Annotated in this window: 18 protein-coding genes; 10 read left to right on the top strand and 8 right to left on the bottom strand. The window is 45.5% G+C overall.

The window, feature by feature from the left end; all coding sequences use genetic code 11:
• Nucleotides 1–837 (bottom strand): helix-turn-helix transcriptional regulator, encoded by an 837-nt coding sequence (locus tag NLX73_RS21310; protein WP_165179596.1) that lies wholly within the window; start codon nucleotides 835–837, stop codon nucleotides 1–3.
• Nucleotides 838–975: 138 nt separating this feature from the next.
• On the opposite strand from NLX73_RS21310, the gene NLX73_RS21305 reads away from it, so the two are divergent.
• Nucleotides 976–2262: a Gfo/Idh/MocA family protein gene (locus NLX73_RS21305; protein WP_254327270.1), complete on the top strand. Its 1287-nt coding sequence runs from the start codon at nucleotides 976–978 to the stop codon at nucleotides 2260–2262.
• 111 nt (nucleotides 2263–2373) lie between these two features.
• On the opposite strand, the gene NLX73_RS21300 is transcribed toward NLX73_RS21305, so the two are convergent.
• Nucleotides 2374–3213 carry a carbonic anhydrase gene (locus NLX73_RS21300; RefSeq protein ID WP_165179598.1) on the bottom strand — a complete coding sequence of 280 codons (840 nt, stop codon included), beginning with the start codon at nucleotides 3211–3213 and terminating at the stop codon, nucleotides 2374–2376.
• Between the two features lie 224 nt (nucleotides 3214–3437).
• On the opposite strand from NLX73_RS21300, the gene adhP reads away from it, so the two are divergent.
• The gene (adhP, locus tag NLX73_RS21295) at nucleotides 3438–4454 is read left to right on the top strand and encodes an alcohol dehydrogenase AdhP (RefSeq protein ID WP_061830749.1); all 1017 of its coding nucleotides are present in this window, start codon (nucleotides 3438–3440) and stop codon (nucleotides 4452–4454) included.
• Nucleotides 4455–4534: 80 nt separating this feature from the next.
• On the opposite strand, the gene NLX73_RS21290 is transcribed toward adhP, so the two are convergent.
• Nucleotides 4535–4900, bottom strand: coding sequence for a winged helix-turn-helix transcriptional regulator (locus tag NLX73_RS21290; protein ID WP_069292048.1), 366 nt, complete (start codon nucleotides 4898–4900; stop codon nucleotides 4535–4537).
• A gap of 187 nt (nucleotides 4901–5087) precedes the next feature.
• Here NLX73_RS21290 and NLX73_RS21285 point away from each other — a divergent pair, with 187 nt between their 5' ends.
• The 7 genes from NLX73_RS21285 (at nucleotide 5088) to NLX73_RS21255 (ending at nucleotide 12961) form a co-directional block, all read left to right on the top strand.
• Nucleotides 5088–6284, top strand: a complete 1197-nt coding sequence (locus NLX73_RS21285; protein ID WP_061830747.1) for an MFS transporter — start codon at nucleotides 5088–5090, stop codon at nucleotides 6282–6284.
• 31 nt (nucleotides 6285–6315) lie between these two features.
• Nucleotides 6316–7158, top strand: coding sequence for an aldo/keto reductase (locus NLX73_RS21280; RefSeq protein WP_165179599.1), 843 nt, complete (start codon nucleotides 6316–6318; stop codon nucleotides 7156–7158).
• 174 nt (nucleotides 7159–7332) lie between these two features.
• Nucleotides 7333–8355, top strand: coding sequence for a LacI family DNA-binding transcriptional regulator (locus NLX73_RS21275; protein ID WP_165179600.1), 1023 nt, complete (start codon nucleotides 7333–7335; stop codon nucleotides 8353–8355).
• A gap of 180 nt (nucleotides 8356–8535) precedes the next feature.
• Nucleotides 8536–10011 carry a glycoside hydrolase family 32 protein gene (locus NLX73_RS21270; protein WP_165179601.1) on the top strand — a complete coding sequence of 492 codons (1476 nt, stop codon included), beginning with the start codon at nucleotides 8536–8538 and terminating at the stop codon, nucleotides 10009–10011.
• A gap of 67 nt (nucleotides 10012–10078) precedes the next feature.
• Nucleotides 10079–11497, top strand: coding sequence for a sucrose-specific PTS transporter subunit IIBC (locus NLX73_RS21265; protein WP_013308350.1), 1419 nt, complete (start codon nucleotides 10079–10081; stop codon nucleotides 11495–11497).
• Between the two features lie 477 nt (nucleotides 11498–11974).
• Nucleotides 11975–12565 (top strand): hypothetical protein, encoded by a 591-nt coding sequence (locus NLX73_RS21260; RefSeq protein ID WP_238808316.1) that lies wholly within the window; start codon nucleotides 11975–11977, stop codon nucleotides 12563–12565.
• Nucleotides 12566–12604: 39 nt separating this feature from the next.
• The gene (locus tag NLX73_RS21255; protein ID WP_051718046.1) at nucleotides 12605–12961 is read left to right on the top strand and encodes a hypothetical protein; all 357 of its coding nucleotides are present in this window, start codon (nucleotides 12605–12607) and stop codon (nucleotides 12959–12961) included.
• Nucleotides 12962–13253: 292 nt separating this feature from the next.
• On the opposite strand, the gene NLX73_RS21250 is transcribed toward NLX73_RS21255, so the two are convergent.
• Nucleotides 13254–14042 (bottom strand): helix-turn-helix domain-containing protein, encoded by a 789-nt coding sequence (locus NLX73_RS21250; protein ID WP_254327269.1) that lies wholly within the window; start codon nucleotides 14040–14042, stop codon nucleotides 13254–13256.
• A gap of 179 nt (nucleotides 14043–14221) precedes the next feature.
• On the opposite strand from NLX73_RS21250, the gene pyk reads away from it, so the two are divergent.
• Entirely contained in the window at nucleotides 14222–15637 is a 1416-nt protein-coding gene (gene pyk, locus NLX73_RS21245; protein WP_023986598.1) for a pyruvate kinase, read from the top strand.
• A gap of 82 nt (nucleotides 15638–15719) precedes the next feature.
• Here pyk and NLX73_RS21240 read toward each other — a convergent pair whose 3' ends face one another.
• The 4 genes from NLX73_RS21240 to NLX73_RS21220 all read right to left on the bottom strand — a co-directional run bounded on the left by NLX73_RS21240 (nucleotide 15720) and on the right by NLX73_RS21220 (nucleotide 20621).
• Nucleotides 15720–16118, bottom strand: coding sequence for a hypothetical protein (locus tag NLX73_RS21240; RefSeq protein ID WP_254327268.1), 399 nt, complete (start codon nucleotides 16116–16118; stop codon nucleotides 15720–15722).
• A gap of 240 nt (nucleotides 16119–16358) precedes the next feature.
• Entirely contained in the window at nucleotides 16359–17480 is a 1122-nt protein-coding gene (locus tag NLX73_RS21235; protein WP_254327267.1) for a GerAB/ArcD/ProY family transporter, read from the bottom strand.
• Between the two features lie 303 nt (nucleotides 17481–17783).
• Entirely contained in the window at nucleotides 17784–18989 is a 1206-nt protein-coding gene (locus NLX73_RS21225) for a Ger(x)C family spore germination protein (protein WP_254327265.1), read from the bottom strand.
• 36 nt (nucleotides 18990–19025) lie between these two features.
• On the bottom strand, nucleotides 19026–20621 hold the full coding sequence (locus NLX73_RS21220; protein ID WP_254327264.1) for a spore germination protein: 1596 nt from the start codon (nucleotides 20619–20621) through the stop codon (nucleotides 19026–19028).
• Nucleotides 20622–20719 lie beyond the last annotated feature (98 nt).

Raw genomic sequence — 20719 nt, 5'->3', positions numbered from 1 at the left:
CTACTCCTTTTTGTATTTTTTTCGGTACTGTAGTGGGGTGTGCCCGGTAAGGTGCTTGAATACACGACCAAAGTGAGCGATGCTGTCAAAACCCGTTTTTTCAGCAATGGAAGTCACTTTCCAGCTTGTTTCTCTTAAATACGCCCGAGCCTGCTGGACCCGCACATCCTGAAGATATTCTACTAAGGTAAAACCTGTTGTCTGCTTGAAAATACGGCATAAATACGTGCTGCTAATATAAAAATGCTCAGCCAGCTGATCTAGCGACAGGCTCTCGTCATAATGAGCATGCAAGTATGCGATGACCGAGTACACGCGCTGCTGCTTTTCGCTACGTTCCGGTGCAATGGTATCGGCAGTGGCCGATTGTATGCGCCGGATGCGGATAAGGAGCTGGAGTAGCAAGCTCTGGAGATATAGCTGGCGGTAGGCATGTTCTTGGTGGTATTCATCTAGCATTTGCCGGAATAGGTGCTCCAGCTCGCATTGTTCTTCCGCGGAGGGGCGAAGCAGAAAGCTTTTCTCTGGCAGAAGAAGCTGGTTCTGATCGCTGGAGGGAGAGACGGTTATTGACGAGGCTGCAAATTCTTCATCAAAGTTAATCAAAATCCGTTCATGGCTACCGCTACCCTTGTTACTCGTACGGTGAAAATCATGTTTGCTGATCCAAATCAGATCGCCCTTCTGGAGCGCATATACCCGCTGATTAATGTAGTAGTAGCGCTCTCCTGCCAGCAAATAATAGATTTCGTGCGCTTGGTGGACATGGTCGGCGGACATGCTGAATGGCACTTTCCGCAACGCTTGCTCGATGGCAAAACGGGGTGTAGCGATCATATCGATAGTCTCCTTTAATGAAGGAATACATAAGGATAATATATGTATACTTTACGGGAAAAATCATAATAAAAGCGAAGATTTTGCTCTTTCTTATACTATAAAATAAAAGCAATTCATGTAAAGGGTGTGAACCAATTGGCTAAAATCAAATATGCACTTGTGGGTACTGGAGGAAGAGCCGAATTTTTTTACGGTGAAGTTGTTACCGTTTTCAAAGATACCTCGGAGCTGATCGCGTTCTGTGACGTCAATCAGACGAGAATGGATTATGCCAATCAGCTGCTGCAGGAGAAATACGAGCATGAGCCGATTCCGACCTATAAAGCTCACGAGTTTGATCGGATGATCGCGGAGACGAAGCCGGATATCGTCATTGTCACGACCATTGACCGGGTGCATCATCGGTATATTATCCGGGCGATGGAGCTGGGCTGTGATGTCATTTCCGAGAAGCCGATGACGGTGGATGAAGATAAATGCCAAGACATTTTGGATGCCATAGACCGCACGGGACGGAAGCTACGCGTCACCTTTAACTACCGCTATGCGCCGCATAATACGAAAATCCGTGAGCTGATCATGGACGGAACGATCGGAGAGGTGCTGTCAGTCAATTTCGAATGGCTGCTGAATACACAGCATGGCGCGGATTATTTCCGTCGGTGGCACCGGGACAAGCGCAATAGCGGCGGTCTGTTGGTGCATAAATCGACGCATCATTTTGATTTGATGAACTTCTGGCTTGGCTCGAAACCGGAGACGGTGTATGCGATGGGAGATCTGAAATTTTACGGCCGGGAAAATGCGGAGCAGCGTGGCGTGACGGAGTTTTATCAACGGGCTTACGGCAGCAAGGCAGCGGAAAATGACCCCTTTGCGCTACACCTGGACCGTAACGAGCATCTAAAAAGCATGTATCTGGATGCTGAGCATGAGGATGGCTATGTGCGGGATCAAAGCGTATTTGGCGACAATATCAGCATTGAAGATACGCTGAGTGTCATGGTGAAGTATCAGAACAAGACGGTAATGAACTATTCGCTGAATGCTTACATGCCTTGGGAGGGCTTTATCATCGTATTTAACGGCACGAAGGGACGGATGGAGGTTCGGGTATCCGAGCAATCCTATGTTAATTCCGGTGGCAGCAAGGCAGATGAGGGTGCGCTAAAAGAGAAGACCATCACCATCTATCCCCACTTTGCAGCGCCTTATGAAGTCGAAGTAGAGGAAGGCCAGGGTGGTCATGGCGGAGGAGATCCAGTTATGCTGCGTGATATTTTCGATAAGCCGGCAGAGGATCGGTTTCATCGTGCGGCCTCACATATTGACGGTGCATGGTCCATTTTAACAGGCATTGCCGCCAACCGTTCTATGCGTACAGGTCAACCGGTGAAGGTGGAGGAACTGGTGCGCTTGTAATGAGCAGTAAATGTAATACCGAAAAGCCCCCTCTAACTAGATGAATAGAGGGGGCTTTTGGGGTGTATTTATATATAGAATGCACCTTACATCTTACGGCACTTTATTTTATTATTTATCGGCAGTCAGTTCCCGGGTTCCCAGTTGTTGTACAGGACGATGGTTATCCGGAAAAATGGCAGCAAACTGGTTGATTTGGTCTGCGGACATTTCAATAGGCTGCTCCAGCACTGTCCAATTTACATGTTCTGTGCATGGCGGGGTAGTCAGCGATCCATTGTACCGAACGGAGTGCAGGTCTTTTGGCAGCAGCGCAGCGAGATCTATTTCTTCATCTAGAGCCGTCGCTTCTTGGGAATTATCCTTCGGTAGTTTGGACCAAATGCGGTTGAAAGCCTTGTTTTCTTTGCCACTTTGGATAAGGACTCCTAAGACAGCTGTGCTTCCGTTGTCGCTTTGATGGACAAAATGAAGCTCCATCTCAGCATTTTTACCATCTATTTGGTGTTCGCTCGGGTGATGAAAATGAAACTGCTTTAAAGTGAATTTAGTACCGTCCAGCATGATGCTATTGCTGGCATCGGCAACATTGATTTGCACAGTGTGCCCATTATTCAAAATGGATGCTTTCGTATTAGTGTAATGAACTTGCAGCGGTTGCTGCGTTTGCGATGCTTCCAAATGGGTATGCTCTATATTGACAGGAGATTGTTCGTGGCCGTTACCACAAGCAACAAAATCTTTTTCCAGCTCTCCCCAATGCTCCGGTCCCTGATCTCCTTCATAAGACCAGTGCGGGCCTTTTTGAACAACCGCATGAGCGTTGGTAGCTGATGAGGATGAAGTGCTGGTGGTACTAGAAATGGCGGGCTGTGAATTGCATCCTGTTACTGACACAACCAAGATAATGGCAAATATGCTGAACAGGCAACCTTTCCAGTTTTTTTTCATGTTTCTTTATCCTTCTTCCAAATAGAGTATGTGAAACTTTTTACATTGTAAATTATTGTACAAAGTTCCTACAAGGGTCCAAGGACTTAGAAAGAAGCATTTTTCGATTAAATAGTTTTAAGTTAGTAAGTTAGATTTATGTTTGTCCTTTTTGGGCAAGAGTTACTATAATAATGGAGTGTGCATTACAAAATAATTCCATATTATTTAAAGGAGAGATCTACATGAAAGCAGCAATTGTTACAAAAGACAAGAAAGTCAGTGTAGAAGAGAAACCTTTACGCTCCCTGAAGCATGGGGAAGCGTTAGTCCAAGTCGAGTATTGCGGAGTTTGCCACACAGATTTACATGTAAAAAATGCAGATTTCGGTGATGTCACAGGCAGAGTTCTGGGGCATGAAGGTATTGGGAAAGTCATTGAATTAGGTGAAGGAGTAACCAGTCTTAAGATTGGTGATCGCGTAAGTATTGCCTGGATGTTCCAAAGCTGCGGTCACTGCGAATATTGCCTAACCGGGCGGGAAACGCTGTGTCGTGAAGTTAAAAATGCCGGATATACGGTAGACGGTGCAATGGCAGAGCAATGTATTGTCACAGCTGACTACGCGGTCAAAGTACCAGATAGTCTTGATCCTGCCGCTGCAAGTAGTGTAACTTGCGCAGGGGTTACCACATATAAAGCAGTTAAAGTAAGTGAAGTCAAACCAGGACAATGGATCGGTATCTTCGGCATTGGTGGCTTGGGTAACCTGGCTGTGCAATACGCCAAAAATGTATTCAATGCTAAAGTTGTAGCCTTTGACATCAGTGATGAAAAACTAGAACTGGCCAAACAAATTGGTGCTGACTATATCGTTAACAGCATGAAAGAAGATCCGGTCGCTCGAGCTAAGGAGTTAACAAACGGTGCTGGTCTGGATGCAACCGTGGTTACTGCTGTTGCCAAAACACCTTTCAACCAGGCCATCGACGTTGTGAAGGCCGGCGCGCGTGTCGTAGCTGTAGGTCTCCCAACCGATAAGATGGATCTGGACATTCCACGCCTGGTTCTGGACGGCATTCAAGTTATTGGCTCCTTGGTCGGCACTCGTGAAGACCTTAAAGAAGCGTTCCAGTTCGCTGCAGAAGGTAAAGTCGTCCCTCTTGTACAAAAACGTCCGCTCGAAGACATTAATGAGATCTTCGAGGAGATGGAGCAGGGCAAAATTCAAGGACGCATGGTCATTGATTTCACAAATTAAAATGATGTCCAATTCGTAACCCTTGGAATTCGGAGAGAGAGAAAGCGCCTGCTGATGTATTGCGGGCGCTCTTTTTGGCTTTACAAATTATTCAGAATGTTATCTTCCAAAACCGCAGATTTATCCCCGTATTCTTTAATAATATGTCTTTCTCCCCAAGCACAAAGAGAATCTAAAATGCCTTTCAGACTACATCCATATTCACTAAGCTCGTACTCCACCTTGGGTGGAACCTGATTATAGCTAATCCGATTGACAATGCCGTCTTCCTCTAATTCACGAAGCTGCTGAGTCAGCATTTTTTGTGTTATGGAAGGCATCATCCGTTTTAATTCGCTTGTCCGCATCTTTCCATGTGTCAAATGACACAGAATGACGCATTTCCATTTCCCCCCGATCACCTCTAACGTCGCCTCAACAGAGATATTGTATTTTTTCTTCCCCAATGCCGATCCCCCCATGTGTATCGCTTCTGTTATACATACCTTAACAGCCTGTTTTGATTAAAAAGAACTTTATTTAGGGTACTTTTTAGTACCTATATCACTAAAAAGTACGTACTGTTCATATTTGCTTGAATAACTCATAATAACATCTGCTGGTCGAAGATTTCTATAGATAGGAGTGAAAAACATGTCGCCAGAATCAAAACGAAGTATCTGGCCATTACTGGCTCTAGCCGTAAGCGCCTTTGCGATTGGGACAACTGAGTTCATCAGCGTGGGACTGCTTCCCCTGATTGCTGAAGACTTGCACATATCTGTAACGATGTCTGCACTAACTGTAACGCTGTATGCATTAGGGGTCACCATCGGGGCACCTGTCTTGACCTCATTAACATCAAGTGTTCCCCGTAAAACGTTGCTGCTGTGGATCATGATTATATTTATTGCAGGCAACAGCCTCGCTGCGGTCTCTAGCGGAATTGCCTTGCTGCTGATTGCACGTGTGATCTCGGCGTTCGCTCATGGGGTGTTCATGTCCATCGGTTCCACCATCGCGGCCGATCTTGTGCCGGATGATCGGCGAGCGAGTGCGATTTCCATTATGTTCTCCGGGTTGACCGTAGCCACGGTTACAGGCGTACCTTTGGGTACCTACATTGGGCAGCAATGGGGTTGGAGGGCAGCATTTATGGCGATTGTGGTCGTCGGTGTAGTGGCACTCATCGCCAATCTGATTCTGCTGCCATCTACGCTGCGCAAAGGGAACAAGACTCCTTTCCGCGAGCAGGTCAAACTGGTTACCAATGGTCGCTTGCTACTCGCATTTATCATTACAGCTTTGGGGTATGGAGGCACATTTGTGGTATTTACTTATTTATCTCCATTACTTCACGACATAACCGGATTTCAGCAAAGTACGGTAACGTTTATACTTTTGCTGTATGGAATTGCGATTGCCATCGGGAATGTTATTGGCGGAAAAGCAGCAAACCGCAAGCCGCTTTCAGCTTTGTTTTACATGTTTCTGATTCAAGCAGTGATCCTGTTTCTCCTGTTGTTCACGGCACCTTTTAAAACGGCAGGACTGATTACGATCTTCTTTATGGGATTGCTTGCGTTTATGAACGTGCCCGGGCTACAGGTATATGTCGTCATGTTAGCCGAACGGTTTGCACCCAAAGCTGTCGATGTTGCCTCTGCTGTTAATATTGCAGCTTTCAACGCAGGGATAGCAATCGGAGCTTATGTAGGCGGGATTGTAACGGATTCACTCGGTCTCATTCATACGGCCTGGATCGGGAGCATTATGGTTTTCGTTGCGGTTTTGCTCACAGGCTGGAGTCGTATGCTCGAAAAAAGGGATACAACCCCCATTACAGGTTAAAGCTTTTAAAAAATAGAGAGGAAGATTCAAAATGACACAAAACTTACAAAGCACAACATTGTTAAACAACGGAGTTCGCATGCCTTGGTTTGGCATCGGGGTATTTAAAGTGGAAGAAGGTTCGGAGCTGGTCGATGCTATAAAGGCTGCTGTAAAGCATGGCTACCGCAGTATAGATACAGCTGCAATCTATGCGAACGAAAGCAGTGTAGGGCAGGCTATTCAGGAAGCCCTTCAGGAAAATAATCTGCCCAGAGAAGAACTGTTCGTCACGTCCAAAGTGTGGAATGCAGATTTAGGCTATGAAGAGACACGAGCAGCTTATGAAGCCAGTCTGGACAAGCTGGGTCTGGAATATCTGGATCTATATCTGATTCATTGGCCAGTTCAAGGAAAGTATAAAGAAGCTTGGAGAGCGTTGGAATCCTTATATAAAGAAGGACGGATTAAGGCCATTGGAGTCAGCAACTTCCAGATTCATCATTTGGAAGATCTCATGAAGGATGCCGAAATTAAGCCCATGATCAATCAGGTGGAATTCCATCCACAATTAACGCAAGCCGAGCTGTTGCAATTCTGTCAAAAGAACGACATTCAAATGGAAGCTTGGTCTCCGTTAATGCAAGGCCAATTGCTCGATCATCCGGTACTGCAAGACATAGCGACCAAGTACGGCAAATCGGTGGCGCAAGTGATTTTACGCTGGGATGTGCAGCAGGGAGTTGTCACCATTCCCAAGTCTACCAAGGCGCATCGGATCGTCGAAAATGCCGACATTTTTGACTTCGAACTGACGGGCGAGGATATGGATCGAATCCAGGCTTTAAATGCCGATCTTCGGGTAGGTCCAGATCCGGATAACTTTGATTTTTAAAAAATTACGTTCATCATAAGACGCCGTTTCCTTCTTCACTGAAGGGACGGCGTTTTGTTTGTGCATGATGGGTCTGGGGCTACAGCAATCCAATCCCGCCATATGGTATTATAGGGTTATATGAAAAGAGATGTTTTGGAAGCTTGTGAATACGAAAAATCACCGGGGGACTTCATGAATAAGACGATTGCAGATATAGCCCAAATGGCTGGCGTATCCAAGAGCACGGTATCCCGTTTTTTGAACGGCGGGTCTGTCAGCGTGGATACGAAACGAAAAATTGAAAAAGTGGTTAAAGCCACGGGCTATGTGCCCAATGCCTTTGCCCAGAGTCTTAAGGCGAAGCGGACCAACATCATCGGCACCGTTGTGCCGCGTCTGGATTCTTTTGCGACATCTCATACGCTGATGGGGATTGATGAGGAACTGCGTTCTCAGCATTATCAGATGCTGATCTCTAATACGAGCCAGGATGTACAGCGTGAAATCGAAGCCATTTATGAGCTGGGAAGACAAAAGATTTCGGGCATCATTTTGCTGGCTGCTCAAATTACAGACGACCATCTGGCCGCGATTCGTGACATTGGTATTCCGGTGTTGCTGGTGGGCCAGCAGCACGAGCAGCTTCATAGTCTTATCCATGATGACTATCGTGCAGGATATGATATCGGCACGTACGTTTTGTCACAGGGACACCGCGAAATTGCCTACGTTGGTGTTACTGAAAAGGATGTTGCCGTCGGTGTGCAGCGCAAGGAGGGCTTTAGGCAGGCTGTTCGCGATGCATTGCCTGCTGAGTCTCATACGGACGATGCGATGCGAGCAGCAGGGTATGATATCAGATACTATGAGACCGGATTTAAAATGTCCGATGCACGGATTGCTGCATCCGCCATTTTGGACCATTTCAAGCCAACGTTAATGGTGTGTGCTACAGATAATATCGCGCTGGGCGTAATCAATGCGGCTTATTCCAGAGGGATTGCTATCCCGTTGGATTTGTCGGTAACTGGCTTTGGGGGATACGATATTACGGAGGTCATTCACCCTGCCCTGACAACCGTTCAATATCCGTATATGGAGGCTGGACGTGTAGCAGCGCAAAATATTATGCGGCTGGTAGAACATAAATCGGTAGAAAAAGTGACGGTCATGAATTATTCTCTTATCGAAAGAGAAAGCGTTGACAAACGCTGAACAAGTGGATTATAATTTCTACGAAACCGGTTCCATAGCATTCGGGCACAAATGGAATCGGTTGCAAATCCATAGATAGCATTTTTTTAATCGTATAGGAACCGGTTCCGATCAAATATTTTTTTCATTAATTTGGAACCGGTTCCCAAAGCGAAGTTTTAATAAAAATGAGGTACAACTATGAAAATGACAAGAGAACAAAAGTATCGAATGATCGAGCAGGCAGAGCCCGGTGAAATAGCCGGCTTGGAGGAGAAAGTGGAGCAATGTCACTGGCGGCAGGCATTTCATATCCAACCACCGACAGGTTTGCTCAATGACCCCAATGGCTTTTCATATTACCAAGGTGAATACCACTTATTTTATCAGTGGTTTCCGCTCGGAACGGATCACGGGATGAAATATTGGTATCACCTGAAATCCAATGATTTGGTCACATGGAATAGTGCGGGTATTGGCATCGCACCTGGGGATTATTTTGATTCACATGGGGCTTATTCGGGCAGCGCACTGGAGCATGAGGGCAAGTTATATATGCTGTATACGGGAAATGCACGAGATGAAGACTGGATCAGACATCCTTATCAATGCATGGCTGTTATGGACGAGAATGGTCACATTACTAAATGGGAGCACCCCGTTATTTCCAATGTGCCAGAAGGGTATACAGACCATTTTCGTGATCCCAAGCTATGGAAAGACGGCGATAGCTTTTACTGTGTGATTGGTGCCCAGAGAACGAATTTAACAGGCTGTGCCGTCCTCTACCGATCAACCGACCTTCGTACGTGGGAGTTTGAGGGAGAATTGTGCACAGGCCTGGAGTCGTTTGGCTACATGTGGGAATGTCCGGATTATTTTGAACTGAACGAAGCGGGAGTCTTGATCTTTTCTCCTCAGGGCTTGGAGCCTTCTGGGGATGAAAATCGCAATATTTATCAATCGGGCTACGTAATCGGCAAGCCGTTGGATACCGAAACAAGAACGCTGGAGCACGGTGCATTCCACGAGCTCGATAGAGGCTTTGACTTCTATGCGCCACAGACGATGATTGACCCACAGGGGCGGCGTATTATGGTGGCATGGATGGGCCTGCCGGATATCGAATATCCCACAGATCCGAACGGATGGGCTCATTGTCTGACATTACCAAGGGAGCTTACGCTTCATGAGGGCAAACTCTTGCAGCGGCCGATCCCTGAGCTGACTACGCTGCGTAGAAATCGTGAGGATCGGGTAGCTGACACGTTATTTTCAGAGAGCAAAACCTATGAAGGATTTACAGGTACGGCCTATGAGCTGATCTGTGAGGTAGATCTTTTGAGCGCTAAGGTGTTTGGTATTGAATTCCGTGCGAGTGAGACTGAGAAGACGGTGATTAAATATAATGCCGTCAGTCGCAAACTTGTATTGGACCGTTCGCAATCGGGTGAGCCTGTAGCCACTTCGTATGGTGAGGTACGGCAGTGTCCATGGGATAAAGATCATATCAAACTACATTTGTTTGTAGATGCGTCTTCAGTTGAGATTTTCGTCAACGATGGGGAAGAGGTGTTCACCAGTCGTATTTTTCCGCATCCAGAGAGTGACGAAATACGCTTTTTTGCCGACAAGGGAGAGGCTCTCTTCCAGGCGGTAAAATGGGATTTTACATGAGTAGGCTGAAACATCAAGTGGTTCGTTAATCATCAAACATAACGGGATGAACGAGAGGATGAACATCATGGCGGAAAACAGAGAAATAGCTAAAGAAGTGATCCAGGCAATCGGTGGGCAAGAAAATATTGCATCTTTTGCTCATTGTGCGACGCGCTTGCGGATTATGGTGCATGACAAGGAGAAGATTGATCAGAAAAAAGTTGAGGAGATCGACAAGGTCAAGGGTGCTTTCTTCAATTCCGGGCAATATCAGATTATTTTTGGTACAGGTACGGTAAATCGAATTTTTGAAGAGGTCGAAAAGCTTGGCGTGACCGGTTCATCTAAAGAAGAGGTGAAGAGTCAGGCGAAAAAGGAAGGTAACGTCTTCCAACGCTCCATTCGTACCTTTGGCGATGTGTTTGTACCCATTATTCCTGTGCTGGTTGCTACGGGGCTGTTCATGGGGCTACGTGGCTTGCTCACTCAGCCGCAAATTCTCGCTCTACTCGGCATGACGCCACAGGACATTTCACCCAATTTTCTATTATACACACAAGTATTAACGGATACGGCCTTTGCTTTTCTGCCAGCGTTAGTCGCATGGTCAGCCTTTAGAGTATTCGGCGGTAGTCCAGTGCTGGGTATCGTTCTCGGTCTGATGCTGGTAAACCCGGCCTTGCCCAACGCTTATAGTGTTGCGGACGGCTCAGCCCATCCGTTGACGATGTTCGGGTTCATTCCTGTAGTGGGCTATCAAGGCTCGGTATTGCCAGCTTTCTTCGTGGGCTTGATCGGAGCCAAGCTGGAGCGAGCGCTGCGCAAACGGGTGCCTGAAGCGCTAGATCTGATTCTCACACCGTTTTTAACACTGTTGATCATGATCACTTTGGGATTGTTTGCCATTGGTCCGATTTTCCATTCACTCGAAGAATGGGTGCTGCACGGAACAACGTTTGTGCTGGATTTGCCTTTCGGTATTGCAGGGATTGTCATCGGTTTCTTGCATCAGATTATCGTCGTTACAGGTGTGCATCATATATTTAATTTCTTGGAAATTCAACTGCTTGAAAAGAACGGAGTAAATGCCTTTAACGCCATCATTACCTGCGCTATGGCTGCTCAAGGTGCTGCCTGTCTGGCGGTTGGGCTGAAAACGAAGAATAGCAAGCTGAAAGCGTTGGCACTTCCTTCCTCGTTGTCTGCTTTTCTGGGGATTACGGAGCCGGCTATTTTCGGGGTCAACCTGAGATACATGAAGCCTTTTGTTATGGGCCTTATCGGTGGGGCGGTTGGCGGTTTTATCGCTTCTGTCTTCCATTTGGCGGCTACAGGCATGGCAGTTACGGTCATTCCAGGGACGTTGCTCTACATGAATCATCAGCTTCCGCTTTACATTTTGGCGAACTTGGCTGCTATGGTTGTAGCCTTTGTCCTGACCTGGATGTTTGGCTATAACGATAAAATGTTGGAAGAGGTCAAAACAGCGGGTTCCTCCAATTAACACCACCCAAGTAATGCGAATACACGCAGATTTATACGCGTAATTATAAATATGATGGTCGTTCTATATGGAACGCTCTTGGTCCCTAATCAAAAAGGACTGCTAGAGCAGGGTTCCAAGTGGAGCGACCATTTTTCCATTAAGCATGGATGGTTATTCGCAATTTAGGCCTTTTATTGCAATGCAGTAGTGCTGCATCATCTAATTATTGATATATAGATTGTACCCAATTTTTATTCTTCATCTCCTGTTTGATAATTTTATAAGTTAAACAGATGACCCCTATATGCTTGGCCAACAACTGATAGTTTGGGTATTTGCTTATGTGTGGAATTGAATGTATTGTATCATCAGAATCTCGAATATTCAAAAAAATGTAACATTAATGTAAAAATTTCAAAAAATATATATTCAAGGGGGGTTGATTGTGCTATTATACAATAGTTGTTAAAATTTAGCATTGGGAGGCAGTTATTTGTGAAAAAATTTCTTGTAACTATGCTAGTTGTTATGTTGGTAGCAATCGGGCTGAATCCTTCAAGTTCTTATGCAGATTCATCCTCATCTGCTAAAGACTCTTCTAACCAGTCCCTATTCCCGCCGTATTCTTCAATTGTTAATTCTGATACGCTCTTGAGCGGTTTGACGCTTGAAGAGTATAATGAAGCTATAACAAATGCAGTACCACTAGAGTCAGTAATTGTAAAAAGCGAAAGCGATAAAACTCAATCAATCGAGAAGATTTCTCCCATGGCCCTGACATCTTGGGCATTTGACCACCTTGCTAAGCACGATGGATATTGGACTGATAAGTTTTATGTTGATTATGCAATAACTATGCCTATAAATGTGGTGCAGTGGGGAGATGATAGTTCTTGGTCACAACCCGATGTAGGTTATACACTTGTGAATAAAGATTATTTGGGCAAGGTTCACTTGGTTTCCGGAAGATATACGGGCACAAATACAAAGTTTGAAATCAAAGCGCCAGGACCTGGGACATATCAAATATTAGTAAATAATTTAAATGACTACACTATTTCTGGAAATGGATTCATTGGCTATTAATTTTTTTAACTAGATTACTTTTAGAAGGGAGGAGTGAGAGTGAACAAGCGATTCAGAACGGTTGTTATTGTCTTAAGTCTAACTGTCGTTGTCGGAGGGGCGGTTGCCGTCATCAAAAGTCAGACTTTTGCAGACAGTAGTACGCTTCAAACCAAAACTAACAATGAGCCTGACTGGCTAACGCCTGAAAAAAAGAAGGAAATAAATGAAAAAGTGTTTTCTTCACCAGCGGAAATTTTACACTCAAAACATGGGGATTTTCTCCCTGTCGAAGTTCCGAATGAGTATCCAAGTGATGAAGTTGCAAATCGGGATAATCAAGAGCAGATAACAGCTGAGACAAAGCAAGTTATCGTGAATAATTTTGTTTACGAAAAAAAAGATGGGAAAAACTGATTTTTCCTGGAACGCTCATAAAAATGAGCGTTCTTTTTTATTTAGAGTATATTCCCAAACTCAAGCCAACCAGATCGTGATTAAATTGCATGATATTAGACGTTCAATATTGTTAAAGAGCATTTTGCCTGACGGCTCCTTGTAGGAAAACGAGTCGCAACCACATTGTATCTAGGCGTGAATGACTAAGTGAGCATTCTCTTTCTGAAGATGCACCAAGATCGTGTTTTTATTGTCTTCCCACAACTTTATTTCACTAATAATTAGTCTTTATTTATAGCTTGAGACACACCTAAACGATTGAGGAACGTTCATCCAGAAATTCGGACGGCGAGCAGCCTGTCAATCGTTTGAAGATCCGATGAAAATAGGAAACATCACTATATCCCACATACTCCGAAATTTCACGAATCGTTAGCCGGGACTCGGTCAGCATGTAGATGGCGGTTTTAATACGTTGCGTATGTACATGCTCGCTGATCGTTTGGCGTGTTACCTCACGCAGCAGCGTCGCGGCATAATTGGGGGTTTTACGGATGGCGTCGCCAAGCTCCTCCTTGGTTACCTTTTCACGGTAGTGGTTCTGGATATACTGTTTCATATGTTCCACATGTCGCTCTCGATCGCAAGAAATGGCGCCTTTGTCCCATTCCTGATTCATATATATCATTGCCTCGGTCAGCAGACAGTCAGCCATCAGGGTGTAGTAGCTTGGGTGTTCAGTCCATTGATAGTACATCGATTTGATCCGTTCATGCAGCATATCGTAGCATCCAGGTTTGATCAACAACGGCTTGTCAGTATTCAATATGGGAAGTGTGCTGTTCGTACATGTTTTGCGGCAATGTATCACATACTTGGTATGAAAAAGCGTAGGAATGCTCTTGCCATAGTAATCCAGATGACTGGGTAAAAGCAGTGTTTCACCCTTACCGAGAATGAATTTGCAATCGTTCACCCAATATACACATTTGCCAAAGGTGACCAAAATGAACAGTAAGTCATCGTTGTCGCTATTTGCACCAGCCTTTTCATACCAGTCCACACCGTTGTCCTGCCGAATATCCACCAATGTAATCACGAAACTCACTCCCCGATGTCTTCAACATTCATTATACTGTAGTACATTCATCATACTATAGTTCATAGTCTTGGTGCACGGGTACAGGTAGAATAGAGCTATATAAGTTTAATGTAGATAGAGAAGCAAAGTGGAATAGAAAACCATACAGTAAAGACATTCAGGAGGATGACATTACTATGCTTAAAACGAAAATTATTTGTACTATGGGACCTGCCTGTGACTCCATTCATTTGCTAAAAGAAATGATCCAGGCTGGTATGACTGTAGCCCGCTTGAATATGGCTCACGGGGAGCTAGAAGATCACGTTAAACGTATCGAAAATGTGCGTCAGGCTGCGAAGGAAATGAATACCTTTATACCTGTCATGATGGATATTAAAGGACCAGAAATACGGATTGGCAAGCTGAGAGAGGCATCTTGTCTGTTGAAACCAGGTAGCCAGCTCATTCTGACCACAGAAGAGATCCTAGGGGACGAGCATCGTATTTCAGTAAATTACCCGGATATGCCGAAGGACATCAAACCAGGCGACCGCATTCTCATTGACGACGGTTTGGTTGATCTGACTGTAACCTCCATCGAAGGTACGGAAATGATTTGTAATATTGTAAGCGGCGGTATTTTGAAACCGAGAAAAGGTGTAAACCTGCCAGGGATTCATACGACCCTTCCAGGCGTGACGGAGCGAGATGTGAGGCACATCCAATTTGGGGTGGAGCAGCGTGTTGAGCTTATTGCGGCTTCTTTTGTGCGTAAAGGCGACGATATCCGTGAAATCCGTGAGATTTTGAAGGGACATCATGCTGAGCATGTACAAATCTATTCCAAAATTGAAAATGCTGAAGGCATGGAAAACCTGGATGATATTATCGAAGCTTCCGATGGCATTATGGTAGCCCGTGGCGATCTGGGTGTCGAAGTGCCGATTCAAGATGTGCCTGTGATGCAAAAAGAAATGATCGACAAGTGTAATCTGGTCGGCAAACCCGTTATCGTAGCTACCCACATGCTGGAATCCATGCAGGTGAACCCGCGTCCGACGAGAGCCGAAGTTAGTGACGTGTTTAATGCCGTTATGCAAGGAGCCGATGTTGTTATGCTGTCGGGCGAATCAGCTGCGGGTAAATATCCTGTCGAGTCTGTACGGACCATGGCCGCTGTAGCTGCCAGAGCAGAATCGCAATTCGATTATCAGGAGCAGTTCGATAAGCGCAGAGCACGTCAAAGCACCAACATCACCGAAGTGATTAGTCAGGGTGCGGTGAGTTCGTCCCTGGAGCTGGATGCGAAAGCAATTATTACATCGACTGCCAGCGGATTCACGGCACGTATGGTATCCAAATATCGTCCGAAGGCACCTATTATTGCGGTTACTCCGAATAATACGGTATTCGCTAAAATCTGCCTGTTATCCGGCGTATTCCCGATCAAGGGGGATAAAGTAGCAACAACGGATGAAATGTTCGAATCCTCCATCCGTAACGCGCTGAATGCAGGATATATCCATAAAGGCGATACTGTAGTCCTGTCAGCAGGTGTTCCTGTCGCTGAGGCGGGCACCACTAACTTGATCCGAGTATACCAAGTGTAATTTACAACCAAATATAGACAAGCCAAAAGGCGCTGGTCCCCATGGGTTCAGCGCCTTTTTCACATTCTGTCATGTCACTAACTTACAGCCCGAACACACTTTTAGCAACGACCTGTGTCAATTCTGCCTTATGGGCTTGGTATTGCTCAGGCGTAATGCTCTTATTGGCCAGTCGTTGATCCAACTGCTCCGTTAACTGAGCTACCTGTAAATCAACGACAGCCTGTGCGTCCTGTTTATTGGATTGTGCAATATCTGCCAAGGTTTGACCGTTATATAACGCTTCATACAATTGCTCATCCGAGGATGCGCCCAGTGTTTTCAAAAGTTCATCATCCTTGGAAGCTTCATTATCCTGTACCTGAGGGGCTCTCTCTGGAGCCAGTGTAGCAGCATTAGCCCGACTTCCCCAAGTAGAAGACTGCCCAATAGATAACGCCAGCAACAGTGTACAGATGACCAACATTCGTTTTCGATTCATAAGTGTAAATCTCCTTTGTGTTCATTCAATTTCTGACAGGGTGGAGCCTTATATGGATATCCAACGGGAGTAATGTTTATGCCTTTAGCCGATCCGGCTTATGTAGTTACCAGATTCTAATATACATCATACACACCCAATCTTAGCGCCAGCTTAATACTCGTTTAAAATAAACTAAAAGAGGAGGATGTAAACAGGTAAAGCCAAAAAAAATTCACGGATGCGAATAATGGATGTGATTTACCCTTTGGATTCTGCCCTTTTCTTTGACCACATTGTTCGTATCCCATGAATACAGAGCAGCAGTAAGGGGAAAAACAACCCGATGGATAGTGAGTAAGGAACCCACGTCTTTGTATCATAGGTGTGTTGGTAAGGGACATTAGGATACACGATGATGGACAGGATGACTAAAATCATTCCGAGAGGAAGCACCAATTGTCGGTCTTCTTTCAAACGGAAGATTTGGGCTATTGCTGTCACCGTGGTGTGCATATACAGCGTAATTCTAAAAAAGAGCGAAATAAACCACATAGTAGCCATGATTGCTTCGATGCGCTGTAGAAAATTGCCGATGCTAATTTTTTTGGCTAACGCATAGCTAGGATATATATTTCTTGCCGTTAATTCAGGACCTAATACCAATATTGCCAATGCAACCACCACGACCAACATCAATCCGCCAATCACGCTGCCTATGAAAAAAGCTTTACGGGTTTGAGCGGAACGATTTATAGAAGCCGGGAAGATCATGAGCAAAATAATATGAGGTATAAACACAGTGCTAACAAAGGACAGGGCAGCAGGCCAAATAGGTCCAACTCCCGCCTCCAATACAGGTTGAACATTTTCCAGCTTAATATTGGACACCACTAAACCTACAAAAGAAATATAAAGCAGAGTAAATAACGGAAATAGCAGTTCAGCCGAACGGACCAGCACTTCGAGACCCAGTCGAGCAGCCAATACTACAATAAGCGCAAAGAGAATATTTACCGCTAGAATCGGTGTTTCCGGTATCATTTGAGTAGTCATAAAATTTCCTATATAAAATAAAACAGGTGCAGGGGCATTGATGAATAGTGTGATGAAAAACAGAAGACCTGCCGCTTTGCCTAACCATTTTCCGAGCAGGGTTTCCATAATCCCAATCAGGGTCATCTCTGGATACAGAGATGCAATCTTGCTGTACATATACAAGATAAGGAGCCCTACCCCGACTCCAACGAGCGCGGCAATCCACGCATCTTGTTTGGCTACCGATGCCATGCCCGAAGGGACGATGAGGATTGCACTCCCGATCGTAAATAAAGTTGTTAATATCATAATTTGGCGTGCTGAAATTTTAATCTGTCCGGGCACCAATGTTCACCTCGTCTTATCTGATTAAACCCATATAGGTCAGGAAATCGCTAAATGGCCTATATACGGCTGTTATCCAATCCAGGGGAGTGGGAATAAGCCAGTGTAATGCCTTGGCGCAGCTGATTCCGACCGCAACAAAGAGAAGGATGGAAAATAACCAAAGTTCTTTTTTTAATCCCTTTTTCCACATGTAGGGGACCTCGACCAAGCTGATTGCAGCAGCGATCAGTAATATGCCCAAAACGTTCACCATATGAGACAGCATCTTGGAAAACACCTTCTTTTGTAGGGTAAGGGATCTTACTCCTTAATATCATTCAAAAATGAGCTGCCAATCGTACCCAAGCGCCGAATCTTGAAATCCACCTTGATATGTACAGGTAATTCTGTAAAGTATTCATAATCCCAATTTTTTTTAATGGATTTCCAGGTTCTCGGGTCAGCACGGTGAATGGCTTCACCGAATCCGAAAATATCAGCTTTGTATGATTTTTGGGCTTTTCTTACAGCCATTTTCATAATCTCTTCTATCTTTTCTTCCTCTTTGTTTTCAAGGTCATAAATCGTCCCCACCTGGGTCAAATCCAGGCCAGTACATTCAACTTCCCCCACGTTGGCCTCAACCTGCATTTTTATATTAATCTGGGGCTCCCCCCTATAAACGCTCCCTTTTATAGAGGTTTGGGTTCGAATGATTTCCGAGACGACTTTGCCGCCTTCGGGGCAAGCCACAAAGCCGACAGAGCTCTGCACTTTGCCGAGGATGAAGTTGTAGCCCCTACTTTCAGTTTCATTTAACCAACCGATTAATCGGTCTTTTCTAAATACAGCAAGTCCGGAATACTGTAATCGGGCGGATGGGGCGATCTCTTGCACATTGCCGCTGGTTTCTCCCATTTCTTTATTGCCAACGATCCGGAGTCCTGTCAAGACAGGCTGCATTCCTTCACTGGTGAGTGCTGATACCAATTCATCCAAAGTTACTGTCGTAGTGGGCGACCAGTTTTTCTGTGATGTTTCCAGAGAGGAGAAAAGGTCATTTGCGGGAATCGGATCTAAAGGTGTCATAATTTTTAATGTATCCTCCGCACTAGTGCCCTTGGACACTACAATATAAAAATCGGTTCGGAACTGATGATATCTGGAGAGTAAATCTAAAGCTTTCGCCATTCCTTCGGTGGCCATCGACTCACCGATTACACATATACGCAGATGAGAAAAATACATTCTCCGGGGGCTAATCGTTGTTATTTTTCGGATCGCTTCAAATATGGTATCCGCTTCCTCTGTATACAAGGTGGCTGGAGCGCCGCCGCCTGATCCTTTTTTGGCCGATGCTTTTCCAGGGTCCACCACTTGGAGAGAGACCCGGAATTGATCTCCTTGTTTATCAATCCCCATACCAACGGCGATGGCAAGTTCATTCAACTCCCTGCGATTCCAACAGCCCGTCAGAAGTAAAACGAGTGCAAGAATCAGGAACAGAATCGCTTTCTTCCGCTTCATGATTATCCACTCCTTTCCGACTGTTTCTCTTTTCTTTTATTCCCTTGATTTGCGAGGTGGAGCGCTGTTTCGACGTTTGACATTCTTTTGATCGACTAACCGGGGACGTGAAATCATCATCCAGTGAGGGAGTCGAAATATGGTATCTTTGGTGTCCGTCGGTATTAGAGGTGCAAAAGGAGTCATATAGGGAACGCCGAACGAACGAAGACTGCACATATGCAGGATCAGGGCAATGCCTCCAACGATAATTCCGAACAGCCCAAAGGAAGCGGCAAGTCCCATCAAGGGGAACCGCAGCATACGAAAAGCGATGGACATATTATAGGCAGGAAGTACAAAGCTGGAAATCGCGGTAATCGATACGACAATAACCATCGCAGCAGATATGATGCCCGCCTCGACGGCAGCTTGTCCGATGACGAGTGTGCCCACGATAGAGACGGCTGCCCCGATGTACTTCGGCATACGAACGCCAGCTTCCCGCAATATTTCAAAAGTCAGTTCCATCATGAGTGCTTCAATAAAGGCAGGGAAGGGAACAGCCTCCCGCTGTGCCGCTAGACCGATCAACAGTGAGGTCGGCAGCATTTCCTGATGAAACGTAGTGATGGCAACATATAAGGACGGACCGAGCAGGGAGATAAAAACTCCGGTGTAACGAAGAACCCGGATGAAGCTGCTAATGTCTGCACGCTGATAATAATCCTCCGCGGCATGCAGGAAGGAAACAAACAGCGCAGGCACGACAAGCACAAACGGGGTTCCATCCACCAGGATCGCGATTTTTCCTTCCAACAGCTCGGCGGCGATCACGTCCGGGCGTTCAGAGTTGTACACTGTCGGAAAAGGCGTAAAAGTTTCGTCTTGGATTAACTCCTCGATATACCCGCTTTCGAGAATGCCGTCCACATCAATGCGATTCAATCGCTCATGCACTTCCTCGACCAATTTAGGGTTTGCAATCCCCTTGATATACATGACAGCGACTTCGGTCTGGGTTACACGACCGATTTGTTTGGTTTCCAGCCACAAATTCGGATCTTTAATCTTACGCCGAATCAATGCCGTATTCGTGCGCAGTGTCTCAGAAAATCCTTCCCGCGGCCCACGGACGACATTTTCCGAGGCAGGCTCGGTGACACCGCGATCCTTCCATCCACGTGCGCTGGCTACTATTCCCTGTGTCTCACCGTCAATCAAAATGACAGCATCCCCGGACAACAGCGCATTATATAAGGTTTCAAAGTCGATAATCTCCCGGATGCCCCCGATGGTTAGAGCGTAATCTTTTAATACTTGCATGACACTAGAGGAGTTCTGGAGCCTGCACTCTACGTCTCTGGACAAGCTACTATCCAGCATCATCGATTCCATAATGAAGTCGGAGACTATATTTTTGTCCGCCAAACCGTCCGTATAGAGGATTGCAATGAGCTGGTCACCATCCTTGCCGATACGAATTTCTCTTATGATGATGTCAGTGCTGTTACCGAGTGCTTGTCTGATTTGCTGAAGATTGCTTCCGATATTCGCACTGAGCTGCTCTCCTGAATGCTCAGACTTACTTTCGCTGTGCTGGACTGGCGGCTTTTTAATTTTGTTAGGGGGGGTTCTTTTCCGAAAACGCATGCACGTTCTCCCTCTCTTTGAGGATACTTTTTAATCCAGTATGGACGCCGGGGGATCTAGATAAACTTACTGCTGAAATTTCGATGGGGAGATGCAGA

The sequence above is a fragment of the Paenibacillus sp. CH40 genome (assembly GCF_024213605.1).
Classification (GTDB): domain Bacteria; phylum Bacillota; class Bacilli; order Paenibacillales; family Paenibacillaceae; genus Paenibacillus; species Paenibacillus polymyxa_B.
The sequence above is the reverse complement of the archived record's forward strand: the minus strand, read 5'-3'. Positions and strand labels throughout refer to the sequence as shown.

Coding starts and splice junctions, on each gene's coding strand:
- NLX73_RS21310 (WP_165179596.1), bottom strand. CDS start 837: ATGATCGCTACACCCCGTTTTGCCATCGAGCAAGCGTTGCGGAAAGTG.
- NLX73_RS21300 (WP_165179598.1), bottom strand. CDS start 3,213: ATGAAAAAAAACTGGAAAGGTTGCCTGTTCAGCATATTTGCCATTATC.
- adhP (WP_061830749.1), top strand. CDS start 3,438: ATGAAAGCAGCAATTGTTACAAAAGACAAGAAAGTCAGTGTAGAAGAG.
- NLX73_RS21285 (WP_061830747.1), top strand. CDS start 5,088: ATGTCGCCAGAATCAAAACGAAGTATCTGGCCATTACTGGCTCTAGCC.
- NLX73_RS21280 (WP_165179599.1), top strand. CDS start 6,316: ATGACACAAAACTTACAAAGCACAACATTGTTAAACAACGGAGTTCGC.
- NLX73_RS21275 (WP_165179600.1), top strand. CDS start 7,333: ATGAATAAGACGATTGCAGATATAGCCCAAATGGCTGGCGTATCCAAG.
- NLX73_RS21270 (WP_165179601.1), top strand. CDS start 8,536: ATGAAAATGACAAGAGAACAAAAGTATCGAATGATCGAGCAGGCAGAG.
- NLX73_RS21265 (WP_013308350.1), top strand. CDS start 10,079: ATGGCGGAAAACAGAGAAATAGCTAAAGAAGTGATCCAGGCAATCGGT.
- pyk (WP_023986598.1), top strand. CDS start 14,222: ATGCTTAAAACGAAAATTATTTGTACTATGGGACCTGCCTGTGACTCC.
- NLX73_RS21240 (WP_254327268.1), bottom strand. CDS start 16,118: ATGAATCGAAAACGAATGTTGGTCATCTGTACACTGTTGCTGGCGTTA.
- NLX73_RS21225 (WP_254327265.1), bottom strand. CDS start 18,989: ATGAAGCGGAAGAAAGCGATTCTGTTCCTGATTCTTGCACTCGTTTTA.
- NLX73_RS21220 (WP_254327264.1), bottom strand. CDS start 20,621: ATGCGTTTTCGGAAAAGAACCCCCCCTAACAAAATTAAAAAGCCGCCA.